Source organism: Burkholderia sp. WSM2232, from assembly GCF_000472545.1.
Taxonomy (GTDB): Bacteria; Pseudomonadota; Gammaproteobacteria; order Burkholderiales; family Burkholderiaceae; genus Paraburkholderia.
This window is the reverse complement of the sequence record NZ_AWZV01000012.1, coordinates 138,176-150,932: the sequence shown is the minus strand read 5'-3', so window position 1 is coordinate 150,932 and position 12,757 is coordinate 138,176. Positions and strand designations below refer to the sequence as shown.

Genomic DNA, 12,757 nt, shown 5'->3' with positions numbered 1-12,757 from the left:
GTTTATGTCTCACGCGGTTTATGTCTCACGCGGTTTGCGGCTCGGACGGGCGGCTGCGTTGCCGTGTCGCCGCCGCAAGCGCGACCACCAGCAGCGCGGAACACAGCACCGGCACGGCGGCCGCATGAAACAGCGATTCGTTCGACCAGTTCAGCGCAATCAGCTGCCCGCCGACGAGCGGTCCGATCACCGAACCGATGCGCCCGATGCCAAGGCTCCAGCCAATGCCGGTGGAGCGCAGCGTGGTGGGATAGAAGTGCCCGGCCAGCGCGTTCACCGCCGGCTGTCCGCCGACCACGCAAAAGCCGCCGGCGAACACCACCAGCAAAAGCCACGGCAATACATGCGCGACGGTGCCGATGGTGCCCACGGCGAGCGCCGCCCCCGCGAAGCAGACGAACAGCACGCGCACAAAGCCGAAACGTTCGATGAACCAGCCGAGCAGCAACGTGCCGACCACGCCGCCCGTCTGCAACACGGTGCCCACGATCACCGCCGTGCTGGGCGAATAACCGGCGTCACGCATGACGGTAGGCAGCCAGTTCGACAGAAAGTAAAGATCGATCAGGTTCATGAAGCTGATCGCCCAGAGAATCAGCGTGACCGGCGCGCGGCCCGCGCGGAACAGCTCTGCCACCGGCGCACCGTCGTTGCCCTTCTCGCGCACCACGACGCGCGTGTCGGCGTCGATCCGCAGGTGCGGATTGAAGCGCGCCAGCCAGCGCAGCGCACGGTCGCTGCGGCCCTTGAGCACGAGAAACTGCAGCGATTCCGGCAGCAGCGCAAGCATGGCGACGGCGAGCAGCAACGGCACTACGCCGCCGACCCAGAACACCGCACGCCAGCCATAGGCCGGAATCAGCGCGGCGCTGATAAAGCCGCCGAGCGCCGCGCCCACGGTGAAGCCGCACGACACCAGCATCATGCGCTTCACGCGATGCGCGGGCGTCGAGAATTCGCCGACCAGCGCCATCGCATTCGGCATGATGCAGCCGAGACCCAGGCCGGTGATGAAGCGCAGCGCGATCAGCGCGGGAATGGTCGAGACGAAGGGCGTGGCGAGCATCGACAGCGCGAAGAAAAATGTCGCGCCGATCAGCACTGGACGACGGCCGATACGGTCGGCCAGCACGGATAGCCCCAGCGCCCCCAGCAGCATGCCGAGCAGGCTCGCGCTGAAAACCGGGCCGAGCGCCGCCTTCGACACATGCCATTCGCCAATCACGCTGGGAGCCACGTAGCCCATAGCCTGTGCGTCGAAACCGTCGATCACGAGACAGAGCCCGCACAACGCGAGCAGCATGAACTGGAACGCGGGATGACGCGTTTCGGCGAGCACACGCTCGACCTCGATGACGTTGGCGTTTGCTGGGGCCGGCTCGGCGCGCATTGGGGCTGTCTCCAAAGTGTGGGGGTTTTGTGAATTTACGCATGGTAAAACGAATTACGTTAAGTGAAATTAACGTATACCCTGAAGAGAGCGTTCGACAAGCCCCCACGCCCGCACAGACGGCCTTCGGCGGATATGGTTATAAGCATTTTGTCCATGTGGCTCGGGCGGGGACTGCTACCATCGGAGAACGCGGTGCTCGTGCCCTGTTCCAGTGCCCCTCGCGCTGCCCAAGTACTCCAATCTCCTAAATGATTCCGCCGACCATTCCCCACCTCGTTGCGCGCGCATCCGAGCATCCTTTTCTCGGCAAACATCTGGCGATGGCGCGCGGCACGCACGCAGACATTGCCGTCGCCCGCTTTGCCGAGCTCGAATTGACGAGCGCCTACGAGCCCATCTTCGACATCAGCGTGCACGCGCTGGCGCAGTCGCTCTCGTCGGACGTGCAAAACGTGGATCGTTTCGGCGATGAACTCGGCTTTCAGGCGGTCACACAGCGGCTCGACGCCGCGCCGTTCGACCTGTTCGAAGCGTTCGACCGCATCGCCGACGACCAGGAACTGGTCGCGCTTGACCGCATGTCTCGCGCGTTGCATGCGATCAATTTCTTTGGCGCGCAGCGGCACGGCCTGCTGTTTCTGCGCGTGCACGAGCGACTATTGAAGAGCGTGAAGTACGACCACGGGCGGCACTTCTCGAGCGTGCTGATGTCGTTCGGCCTGAATCCGTCGAGGATAGTGATCGAGCTGCCCGCGGCGGCCGTCGCGCACAAGACGTTTCTCGGCTATCTGACCAAAAGCTATCAGCACTATGGCTTCAAGGTGGCCGGCAATCTGTCCAACGCGGGACAGATTCTTTCCGTGTCGGACACGGCGCGGCTCGATTTTCTGAAGATGGATGCGGCAAGCGCGCTGCGCGACGCAACGGTAAAACCGCTAGTCGGCTATGCAAGCCGGCTGCGCATCCCGCTGATCTTCAACCACGTGATGGACGCAGCACAGTTCGAAGCGCTGCAGCAATATGATGTGCGCTTCGTGCAAGGGCCGCTTTTCAACGCGCATTATCACGATCGTGCGGCTTGAGGTTGGCTTGGGGTGGGCTTAGTTTCGGCCTAGGCTTCGGTTCGGCTTCAGTTCGGCTTTGGGCAGGCTTCGGTTCGGCTTCGGTTCGGCTTCGGTTCGGCTTCGGTTCGGCTTCGGTTCGGCTTCGGGCAGGCTTCGGTTCGGCTTCGGTTCGGCTTCGGTTCGGCTTCGGTTCGGCTTCGGGCAGGCTCCGGTCAGGCTTCGTTCAGGCTTTAACTCGGCCCTGCTTCGCTGGCGGTTCGGTCCTCGGCCTGGTGTGGTTCAGCCAGTGGTCAGCCCGCGTCACCCAGACGCCGCGCGAGCGCCTTTAGCCGCGGCGCCACTTTTTCGCGAAACACCTCTTCTCCCATCGACGAAGCCGGCCCGCTGCAACTCAGTACGAGCCAGCGCTTATCCCGCGGCTCGCGAAACGGCACCGCGACGGCGTTCACATCGTCGTGCCACGCGCGAAACGAATAGCAGCAGCGCTCTTTCGCGAACGCGGCGATTTCCTTCGCGGCGTCGGCGACGAGCGCGGCTGCGCCTCTGCCCGCCGCTTTCTTCAGTTCCGCGAGCAACGCGTCGCGCACGTCCGCAGGCTGCACGGCGAGATAGGCGCGACCCATCGAACTCGTCAGCATCGACAGTTTGGAGCCGGGCGCGAGGCCGAGCGTCAGCGCCGTCTCGCTGCGAATCGTGTCCAGATAGATCATGTCGAGGCCGTCACGGCAGCCAAGCGAGACCGCTGCGCCCACCTCCCGCGCGAACGTGCGCATGTGCGGGCGCGCGAGTTCCAGCGTGTCGGTGCCCGAAAGCAGCGCGAAGCCAAGCGACAGCACGCCCGCGTCCAGCGCGTATTTGCCGACCGACTCGTCGAGCCGGAGATAGCCGAGCACCGTCAGCGTGTAGGCGAGGCGATTGACGGTGGCCTTCGGCAAGCCTGTGCGTTCGACGAAATCGCGGTTGCCGAGCATGGTCTCGCCAGGCCTGAAAGCGCGCAGCAGATCGAGCCCACGAGCAAGGGCAACGACGAATTTACGCTCGTCGAGCGGTTCAGTGGAAGTGGCTGCGGGCGTCATGCGGTGATACACTCGGGTGTCGTTTGCAAAACATTGTTTCGCATAGCGGAACTCAAGTCAAGCCTGCATCAGGCAAGCATCAGGAGATACGTCATGGCCGAGGCCGCGCAGTTTCACTGGGAAGACCCCTTGCTGCTCGATCAGCAGCTCACCGAAGACGAACGCATGGTGCGCGACGCCGCCGCGGCCTATGCGCAAGACAAGCTCCAGCCGCGCGTGCTCGAAGCGTTCCGGCATGAAAAGACCGACATAGAGATCTTTCGCGAAATGGGCGAACTCGGCCTGCTCGGCCCGACCATTCCCGAGCAATACGGCGGGCCGGGGCTCAACTATGTAGCGTATGGCCTGATTGCGCGGGAAGTGGAGCGCGTCGATTCCGGCTACCGCTCGATGATGTCGGTGCAGTCCTCGCTCGTGATGGTGCCCATCTACGAATTCGGCTCCGAGGCGCAGAAGCAGAAGTACTTGCCGAAGCTCGCCACCGGCGAATGGATCGGCTGCTTCGGGCTCACCGAGCCAAACCACGGCTCGGATCCAGGCAGCATGGTCACGCGCGCAAAGAAGGTGGACGGCGGCTATTCGCTGTCGGGCTCGAAAATGTGGATCACCAATTCGCCAATCGCCGATGTCTTCGTCGTGTGGGCGAAGCTCGAGGAGAACGGCAAGGACACGATTCGCGGCTTCATTCTGGAAAAGGGCTGGAAGGGTCTCTCCGCGCCGACCATCCATAGCAAGGTGGGCTTGCGCGCGTCGATCACAGGCGAGATCGTGCTCGACGAAGTGTTCGTGCCGGAAGAAAACCGCTTTCCGGAAGTAAGCGGCCTGCGCGGTCCGTTCACATGCCTGAACTCGGCGCGCTATGGCATTGCGTGGGGCGCCCTCGGCGCCGCGGAAGCCTGCTGGCATACCGCGCGTCAGTATGTGCTCGATCGCAAGCAGTTCGGCCGGCCGCTCGCAGCCAACCAGTTGATCCAGAAGAAGCTCGCCGACATGCAGACCGAGATCACGCTCGGCCTCCAAGGCGTGCTACGCCTCGGCCGCATGAAGGACGAAGGCACGGCGGCCGTCGAAATCACGTCGATCATGAAGCGCAATTCTTGCGGCAAGGCGCTCGACATTGCGCGGCTCGCGCGCGACATGCTGGGCGGCAACGGCATCTCGGACGAGTTCGGCATTGCGCGGCACCTGGTGAATCTGGAAGTGGTGAACACCTATGAAGGCACACACGATATTCACGCACTGATTCTTGGCCGCGCGCAGACGGGAATTCAGGCGTTCTTCTGAATCTCAACGTGAAATGCGAAGTTGCCCGCGGCGCATAGGCGCTTCGGCATAGCGAAAAAAAAGGCCGGTTGACAATGAACCGGCCTTTTTCGTTGGCGCGACGCGCGATTTCCGACGCGCTCAGCGCGAGCTTACTTGTTCGGCTGCGGCGTCATGCGCAGATAGGGACGCAATGCCTTGTAGCCCTTCGGAAACTTCTGTTTGATCACTTCTTCGTCTTTCAGTGACGGCACGATCACCACGTCGTCGCCCTGCTTCCAGTTGCCGGGCGTGGCCACGGAGTGGCTGTCGGTGAGTTGCAGCGAATCGATCACGCGCAGCACTTCGTCGAAGTTGCGCCCGGTGCTAGCCGGGTACGTGATGATGAGACGCACTTTCTTCTTCGGATCGATCACGAACAGCGAGCGCACCGTGAGGGTTTCGTTCGCATTCGGGTGAATCATGTCGTACAACTCAGACACTTTGCGATCGCCGTCGGCCAGAATCGGAAATCCGACATTGGCAGCCTGCGTCTCATTGATGTCCTTGATCCATTCCTTATGCGACTCGGCACTGTCGACCGACAACGCAATGGTCTTGACATTGCGCTTCTCGAATTCCTCGGCGAGCCTGGCGGTCAGGCCGAGTTCGGTGGTGCAGACGGGCGTGAAGTCCGCGGGATGCGAGAACAGCACACCCCAGCTATCCCCGAGCCACTCATGAAACCTGATGCGCCCGATACTCGACTCCTGCTCGAAATCCGGTGCGATATCGCCAAGACGTAGACTCATGTGCATCTCCTTAGGTTATCTGGACAACTGGCGCGGGCTTTTGCCCGCGGGGTTCCGCAACGATAAAGCATACGGCAGCGAGCGTGTATGCCGAACCAACATCGGCTCACTACTTTATGCAGTTTTGTAATTTTCGCCGATTTAGTGGAAACTTTGCGGGACAGATCAACTCCATCATGCATTAACATCGCCTTCGATGTTAGGCCATTGCTGTTAGAGAAGTTCGCCTCGCCGGGAACGGTTCGTGCGTTCGCCTGGTGCAACCGGGCAGCAGGCTCGCCAGTCGCCGTTTCTTTGGTTACGATTCACGCGTGGCGTGAGACGAAGGGGGAGCTGTCAATGTCGGAAGTCAATAAGGAGAGATTGATGTCGGATATCAAAACCGTCCTCGCGGACGCGGAAGACCTGCTGAAACAGGCCGCTAGCGCAACGGGCGAGCGCGCCTCGGAACTGCGCGAAACGGCGTTGTCCCGCCTGAAGCAAGCCAGGGAAAAAGCTGCCGACGTGCAAGTCGTGGTGGTCGAAAAAGGCAAGAAGGCTGCTCGCGCGACCGACGACTACGTGCACGAGCATCCCTGGGCATCCATTGGCATTGCCGCGGGCGCCGGCGTGCTGCTGGGTCTCCTGATCAACCGCAAGTAACACTGCGCGCTGCCGGAAGGTCAGATCCGGCATGCGATCTCACAGAGTTGACCGGCGCATGTCGGCCGGTCCGCTTAGCCCGGCGCGCACGTTTGCTCCGCGTCGCTTAGGCCAATCCGCGCAACGCCCACAGCCATGACGATCGACACACAATCGCAGCGCGAACAACATAGTCCATTACGCCGCATCATCAGTTCGGTGTCGGCCATTCTGCAAACGCGCCTTGAGCTGATCGGCATTGAGCTTGCCGAAGAAAAGGATCGCCTGCTCGGCGTGCTCTTTCTCGGCCTCGCGGCGATGATGCTGACCACCATGGCCCTGATCGCACTCACCGCGCTCGTCGCCATCGCGTTCTGGGACACCTACCGTTGGCAGGCGCTCGCGGGCATCACGCTCGTTTACGCGATTGCCGGACTGACGTGCGCGCTCAAGGCGCGCAGCGGCCTGCGCAATGCGCCGATGGTTTTCGAAGCCACCATCGCCGAATTCGAGAAAGACCGCGACGTATTTCGCAGACCGTAACGCGGTGAACACGCATAGCGCGACGAGTTGCCGCGCCGTTCATGAAGCGTTGCGGACCGCGGACACTGTGTCGCGATGTCGCGAGGGTTCCCGAGCCGTTCGTACCGCTGTTCCTGCTCTCTCACTGCCCCACACGCCATGAGCCAAAGCTACTCGAATACCGCATACCGTAACAAGCGCCAGCCGGCGAGAGACCTGAGCGCACCGCAACTGCGAGCACTGCGCAAGGAACTGTTGCTCGTGCGCGCGGACGTGGAACGCATGGAATTCGCGCAGGCGACGATGGAACTGCGCGAGGCCGTCACGCACTTTAGCTGGCTCAAGTTCATCGTGCCCGGTTTCGGCGGACTGCGTATGGGCAGCGGCGCGAAAACCAGCTTTCTGAACGCTGGGACGATCGGCGCTCTTCTCAAGCAATACCCGCTCATCAGTTCTCTCGCTTCACTGGTGCTTGCTAAACCGCTGCGTGCCACAGTCGCAGCCGGTGCGAAACCGGCACTGAAGTGGGGCAGCCTTGCGTTCGCCGCGTGGGAAGCGTATCGCGTGTGGCAGCAGATCAAGGGCGCCTCGCGCGCTACCGTCGACTCCCCCGATCAGGGTTGAAGTTGCCCCAGGCGGTCGATCACGGCACGCGTTAGCTCGTCCCCCAGCATTCAGCGGCGAGCGGCGCAGAACCGTTCGGCCCGTTCCTGTTGCTTCGCAGCCCGGTCGCCTCGAGAATAAAGACGCCGCACGAATCGTCTCGCATGGGCCCAGCGTCGTCTGGGGCCGCTTCGATCGAATAGCCGCCGTTGCTATCGTCGGCGGGCAATACGCGCAGGTGATACACAGCCGTGCCCGATTGCGGCGCCCGGTCGAAGCCCGGCGGCAGCGCAACAGTGCCGCCGCTTGCCGCGCCCTCGACGAATTGAGCTGCCCTCATGAGCGCCGATGCCGCGTCGACTCTGTGAGTTCGCGCGATCTGGCTACGATAGGAAGGCACGGCGAACACGGCAAGTACGGCGACTATGGCGAGCGTTATCACCAGCTCGAGCAAGGTGAATCCGCACAGATACAGCCTTCTCATCTCCACCTCCTAAAAAGGCCTTGCAGCGACGCGCCGCCAGTGGCGTTCAACACTGTCGCCGTCGAGAACCAGTTGCATCTGCAGCCACACCTGCGAGTCCCTGTTGTTGCCGAAGCCACGCGCCGTGAGCAGATACGCTCGCGCGTCCTGTCGGCCCGCGAGGCGCCACTCTTCTATCAGGCATTGCGGCGGGCGCAGCGACCCCGGCCATTGCGGGACAGGCGTCGTGGCCGCGCCTTCAAATACCGCTTCGAGTTTCCATTGCGTCGGCTCCCGGGCGGCAGCTTGGGCTGCGATCACACCCGTGGCCGTCGATGCGATGACGTTGCGGGTACATAACGTCAATGCCGAATCGGCGGCGTGAAAGGCCTGCAAGTACTCGCGCACATTGATCGCGCTACGCGCTGCCGCGAGCGATGCCTCGAACCACGCGGCCGAGGTCGCGAGGAGCATCGCTGTAATGAGCAGGACGATGGGGAGCACGGCGCCGTGTTGGTGAAGGTGATGGGGTGATGGGTGGGGCATGTGGTTGTGCTGATGTTTGTGTGGGGCGGCGGACGCGACCGCTCCGCCAGCACCTTGCGATTGATAGCTCCAACAAGCCTCGCCGCCCCAGCAGCACCGTGTCCTGCTTTGTCTCACGGTCACGAAACGCCCTCCGCATAGTTGCGTAGCGCGACGCGCCGCCAGAACGCCTGCCGCGGCCGCGAATCCGTCGCAACGCCAGGCGCGCCGTCGCAGTCGGTATAGCGTGGGTGCTGCCCCTGCGGCGCACCGCGCACCAGCACACATAGGTCGACCGCGGCAACCATCGGCCATTGCTCCGCTGTCACCGCCGACGCGTCCACTGCGCTCGACGCGCCCGCGAGCCAGTATCTGATCCGCAAGCGTTCCACACCTTCAACCAGTGGCTGCGGGGAGCCCGTCTTGCCGTTTCCTTCGCAATAAAGCTCGGGCTCGCCGGTCGAGCTGCTCGGCTTCGCATAGAAACGATTAACTACCGGCACGCCGCGATCGCCAAGCGGCGCGCTAGTGCCCGTCACCGCCTGCCCGAGGCAGTCCGTTGTCTGTCCGGTGGACGACGGCCACGTCGACACGCTGTCACCGACATATCGCACCGCGACGCCGTCTGATTTGCCGGTCAATGTTTCGCACGTCAGACGGCTGTCGTCGGTGCCTGCGGGATGGCCGCCCGAACAACCGAACAATGGCGCGGGCGCGCGATATTGCGCGGCGCCGGCCGGCACGAAGCCCGCCATCTGCAACTGCTGTCCGATCACGGTCAGCGCGGTCAAGCCCGCGTCGCGCATACGCAATGCATTGTTAGCGTTGTCGAACGCCGTTCGCTGCGTCGAATAAAGCGAGACGACGCCCGCGGTCACCGCGAGTCCGAGCGACACCGCGATCACAAACTCAATGAGCGTATGGCCGCGTCCCTCTGGCACGGACAACATCATTTGACGAATGCCAGTGCGACACATGACGAGCCCACGGGGGCATCCACTCCGCCACAGGGCTCGGGTTTGTCCATCATGTCGTCGGCGCGCGGCATGTTGCGCAAGACCGTCCACGTGACCCGCGCCACCGCGACGCCTCCAGAACCCATCACTGACGCGTCGCCCTGCGGCAACAGCGTCGCGGCGCGCGAGCGCCACGCGTTCAAGGCGGAATCGCTGGACGCGGACGCAGACACCGCTTCGACGACCAAATCGGCAATCCATGCGGCGTGTTCGCGCATAGACATGGCTCGTGCCTCGCGCGCCGTCCATAGTTGTCCGGCGATCAGCCCTAGTGCGCTCGCGGCCATCACCGCAACGGCGAGCATCACTTCGATCAGCGAACTGCCGCGGTGCCTCGCGTGAAAGCGATGCGTCCGCGCGCCCGGCATCATGTCCTCTCCGCATAGCCGCGGCTGCCGCAGCAGCGGGTTTCCCCGCGCCTTCACAAACCGCACGGACCGTTTGATGTGCACGCTCATGACGCCGCCCCACATGCGCCTTCCACGATGCGCGTGCGACCACCCGCTGCGATACGAATGCAGCGCCGCCATCTATCGCCCTGAGTCGCTCTGGATGGCGTTCGCGGCGCAATGTCGAAACTGCGGAAAGTGCCGATGAGTTGGCCGGCAGGCGGCGTGAACGTCAGATTCGTCTGAACCCCGACGATGCTCACCGCTGCCAGCGAGCCATGCGCGCGCAACAGCGTCGACGTGCCGCCGCGCTCGGCGAGCACAGCCCAGCCGCACGACCAGTCGCTGATGGCATTGGCGCACGGTTGCCCGGCGGGCAGACAGTGCCGCGCGGCGTCCGTTCTGCAGACGGTCACGCGAGCGCCACGGCGCAATGCCTCGCTGCGGGCATACGCGAGCGTCGAGACAAGCGCCTTCGCGCGGGCGTCGACCTGATCGCGCACGCGCCATGCAACGAACGACGGCGCCGCCATCACGAGAATCACCGCGAGCAGCGCGACAACGACCAGCGTTTCGACAAGCGTAAAGGCGTCGCACGGCGGCGAAGCGATCGCATGTGGTTTCATCTGCACCCCTGAATGTTGCCGAAGAATGCAGCCAATCTAGCGGCTCGCGGACGGCTCAACAATCGGCCGAATGGCCAGGTGGCGTTCAGGCGCTATCCCGCGCAAGAATTCACGCGACGAAACACAAGGGGAGCGGCAGATGCAGAAACGTCAGGCCTCGCGGCAACCAACGACATGTACGAAGCGCGCGCCGGCACGCTTCGAATCAGCGTTTGCGGGAAGGCTTTGGAGGGGAGGCGGCGCGGCGGAACTCTTCGATCACGTCCTCAAATTCGGAGACGTCTTCGAAGCGCCGGTAAACAGAGGCGAAACGCACGTAAGCGATGGTGTCGAGTGCGCGCAGCTCGTTCATGACGAGTTCGCCGAGGCGCTCGCTGCGCACTTCACGCTCGCCGCTGCCGAGCAGTTGATACTCGATGCGGGCGACGGCCGCGTCGATCGCGTCCGCTGCAACCGGACGCTTGCGCAGCGCCAGTTGCATGCTCGCGACGATCTTGCGGCGGTCGAATTCGGTGCGACTGCCGTCTTTCTTGACGACAGCCGGCAACGCCAGCTCGACCCGCTCATACGTCGTGAAACGCTTGTCGCAGGCCGGGCAGCGGCGGCGCCGGCGAATCGTCGCGCCGTCTTCCGAGACACGCGAGTCGACGACCTGCGTATCGGCGTGACGGCAGAAAGGGCAATGCATGGCGGCTTAGCGGTAGACCGGGAAACGCTGCGTCAGCTCGGCGACTTGCCCGCGCACGCGTTCGATCGTGGCGGCGTCTTCCGGGTTGTCCAGCACGTCCGCGATCAGGTTGGCCACCTGCTCCGCTTCCTTGACGCCAAAGCCGCGCGTGGTCATGGCCGGCGAGCCGAGGCGGATACCGCTCGTCACGAACGGCTTTTCCGGGTCGTTCGGAATGGCGTTCTTGTTGACCGTGATATGCGCTGCGCCCAGCGCGGCCTCGGCGGCCTTGCCGGTGATCTTCTTCGCACGCAGGTCGACCAGCATCACATGACTCTCGGTGCGGCCGGAGACAATGCGCAGACCACGCTTGACGAGCGTCTCGGCGAGCACGCGTGCATTTTCGACAACCTGCTGCTGGTAGACCTTGAATTCCGGCGACAGCGCTTCCTTGAACGCCACCGCCTTGCCGGCGATCACGTGCATGAGCGGGCCGCCCTGAATGCCCGGGAAAATTGCCGAGTTGATCTGCTTTTCGAACTCGGCCTTCATCAGGATCACGCCGCCGCGCGGGCCGCGCAGGCTCTTGTGCGTGGTGGTGGTGACGAAGTCGGCGTGCGGCACCGGGTTCGGATAGACGCCCGCGGCGATCAGGCCGGCGTAGTGCGCCATGTCGACCATGAAGTACGCACCGACCGACTTGGCGATCTTCGACAGACGCTCGAAGTCGATACGCAGCGCAAACGCCGACGCGCCTGCGACGATCATCTTCGGCTTGTGTTCCTGAGCCAGCTTTTCGGCAGCGTCGTAGTCGATGTCTTCGGCTTCGTTCAGGCCGTAGCTCACCACGTTGAACCACTTGCCCGACATGTTGACGGGCGACCCGTGAGTCAGGTGGCCGCCGTGCGCGAGGCTCATGCCCATGATCGTGTCGCCCGGCTTGAGCATGGCGAAGAACACACCCTGGTTTGCCTGCGAGCCGGAGTTCGGCTGCACATTGGCCGCGTCCGCGCCGAACAGTTGCTTGACCCGGTCGATAGCAAGCTGCTCGGCCACGTCGACATATTCGCAGCCGCCGTAGTAGCGCTTGCCCGGATACCCTTCGGCGTACTTGTTGGTGAGTTGCGAGCCTTGCGCAGCCATCACAGCCGGGCTCGTGTAGTTTTCCGACGCGATCAGTTCGATGTGCTCTTCCTGACGGCGGTTTTCCTGCTCGATCACCTTCCAGAGTTCAGGGTCGACGTTGGCGATGGTGCTTTGGGCTCTGTCAAACATACGGATTCCGTTGAATGTGTTCAGGTTGACCGGATCTTGCGCCGAATCTTGCGTAGAGGGTACGCGGCGCTGCTGGCGGCTGGGCCAGCCGTGACGTGGCGGGGGGAGAGTCGCCGCACACGCGAGGCAGGCCAGCCACCGTCAGCGCAGATAAATGCGCGCGGATCACGGCTGCCCAGGCGAACGGCAAAACGGCACCCCGCGCTTCACGGTGGGTTCTTCCACCTTGAATCCGATTGGTTGAATCGGTTCTATCGCCAGTTACGCAGGGATGAGCGCGTTAGTTTATTGGAAGAGGATCGAATAGGCAACCGGCTTTGCGCTGCCGCGCAGGCCGCCGCCCAAGGGGCTTTGGACGGCGGCCCGGGCAGTGCGGAACCGTCCCGTGGGGGCCTGCCGCACGGAGCTTGCGCGCGCCTCGCGACGCGGCTTCTGCGACTCGTTCATCCTTGCCGCAGCGCCG

At 63.4% G+C, this 12,757-nt stretch carries 15 protein-coding genes and 1 riboswitch; of the genes, 5 read left to right on the top strand and 10 right to left on the bottom strand.

The window, feature by feature from the left end; all coding sequences use genetic code 11:
- Positions 1-25 precede the first annotated feature (25 nt).
- A complete protein-coding gene (locus F757_RS0113025) occupies positions 26-1,390 on the bottom strand; it encodes an MFS transporter (protein ID WP_027211763.1) in 1,365 nt (454 codons plus the stop codon).
- A gap of 251 nt (positions 1,391-1,641) precedes the next feature.
- On the opposite strand from F757_RS0113025, the gene F757_RS0113020 reads away from it, so the two are divergent.
- Positions 1,642-2,475 carry an EAL domain-containing protein gene (locus tag F757_RS0113020; RefSeq protein ID WP_027211762.1) on the top strand — a complete coding sequence of 278 codons (834 nt, stop codon included), beginning with the start codon at positions 1,642-1,644 and terminating at the stop codon, positions 2,473-2,475.
- 272 nt (positions 2,476-2,747) lie between these two features.
- On the opposite strand, the gene F757_RS0113015 is transcribed toward F757_RS0113020, so the two are convergent.
- On the bottom strand, positions 2,748-3,533 hold the full coding sequence (locus F757_RS0113015) for an IclR family transcriptional regulator (RefSeq protein ID WP_027211761.1): 786 nt from the start codon (positions 3,531-3,533) through the stop codon (positions 2,748-2,750).
- A 93-nt stretch (positions 3,534-3,626) separates the two neighbouring features.
- Between F757_RS0113015 and F757_RS0113010 the strand changes: the two genes are divergently transcribed.
- Entirely contained in the window at positions 3,627-4,817 is a 1,191-nt protein-coding gene (locus F757_RS0113010; RefSeq protein WP_013587212.1) for an acyl-CoA dehydrogenase, read from the top strand.
- A gap of 131 nt (positions 4,818-4,948) precedes the next feature.
- Here the strand turns inward: F757_RS0113010 and F757_RS0113005 are convergent, their stop codons facing one another.
- Entirely contained in the window at positions 4,949-5,587 is a 639-nt protein-coding gene (locus F757_RS0113005; RefSeq protein ID WP_027211760.1) for a peroxiredoxin, read from the bottom strand.
- Positions 5,588-5,926: 339 nt separating this feature from the next.
- Between F757_RS0113005 and F757_RS0113000 the strand changes: the two genes are divergently transcribed.
- From F757_RS0113000 to F757_RS0112990, 3 genes are all read left to right on the top strand, one after another.
- Positions 5,927-6,229, top strand: coding sequence for a DUF883 family protein (locus F757_RS0113000; protein ID WP_006047848.1), 303 nt, complete (start codon positions 5,927-5,929; stop codon positions 6,227-6,229).
- A gap of 135 nt (positions 6,230-6,364) precedes the next feature.
- Complete coding sequence (locus tag F757_RS0112995) at positions 6,365-6,751, top strand: phage holin family protein (protein WP_027211759.1); 387 nt, start codon at positions 6,365-6,367, stop codon at positions 6,749-6,751.
- 138 nt (positions 6,752-6,889) lie between these two features.
- A complete protein-coding gene (locus F757_RS0112990) occupies positions 6,890-7,354 on the top strand; it encodes a DUF3318 domain-containing protein (RefSeq protein WP_013338127.1) in 465 nt (154 codons plus the stop codon).
- Positions 7,355-7,385: 31 nt separating this feature from the next.
- Here the strand turns inward: F757_RS0112990 and F757_RS0112985 are convergent, their stop codons facing one another.
- The 7 genes from F757_RS0112985 to glyA form a co-directional block, all read right to left on the bottom strand.
- Positions 7,386-7,817 (bottom strand): type IV pilin protein, encoded by a 432-nt coding sequence (locus F757_RS0112985; protein WP_027211758.1) that lies wholly within the window; start codon positions 7,815-7,817, stop codon positions 7,386-7,388.
- 9 nt (positions 7,818-7,826) lie between these two features.
- Positions 7,827-8,342, bottom strand: coding sequence for a pilus assembly PilX family protein (locus F757_RS0112980; protein WP_232221400.1), 516 nt, complete (start codon positions 8,340-8,342; stop codon positions 7,827-7,829).
- 119 nt (positions 8,343-8,461) lie between these two features.
- Positions 8,462-9,274, bottom strand: coding sequence for a PilW family protein (locus F757_RS0112975; protein WP_027211756.1), 813 nt, complete (start codon positions 9,272-9,274; stop codon positions 8,462-8,464).
- Entirely contained in the window at positions 9,271-9,708 is a 438-nt protein-coding gene (locus tag F757_RS0112970; RefSeq protein ID WP_035466750.1) for a type IV pilus modification PilV family protein, read from the bottom strand. The genes F757_RS0112975 and F757_RS0112970 overlap by 4 nt, the downstream gene beginning before the upstream one ends.
- An 83-nt stretch (positions 9,709-9,791) precedes the next feature.
- Positions 9,792-10,352, bottom strand: coding sequence for a GspH/FimT family pseudopilin (locus F757_RS0112965; protein ID WP_027211754.1), 561 nt, complete (start codon positions 10,350-10,352; stop codon positions 9,792-9,794).
- Between the two features lie 205 nt (positions 10,353-10,557).
- Entirely contained in the window at positions 10,558-11,040 is a 483-nt protein-coding gene (gene nrdR / locus F757_RS0112960; RefSeq protein ID WP_027211753.1) for a transcriptional regulator NrdR, read from the bottom strand.
- A 6-nt stretch (positions 11,041-11,046) separates the two neighbouring features.
- Positions 11,047-12,294 (bottom strand): serine hydroxymethyltransferase, encoded by a 1,248-nt coding sequence (gene glyA, locus F757_RS0112955; protein WP_027211752.1) that lies wholly within the window; start codon positions 12,292-12,294, stop codon positions 11,047-11,049.
- Between the two features lie 166 nt (positions 12,295-12,460).
- Positions 12,461-12,569: riboswitch (ZMP/ZTP riboswitch) on the bottom strand.
- Between the last annotated feature and the right edge of the window lie 188 nt (positions 12,570-12,757).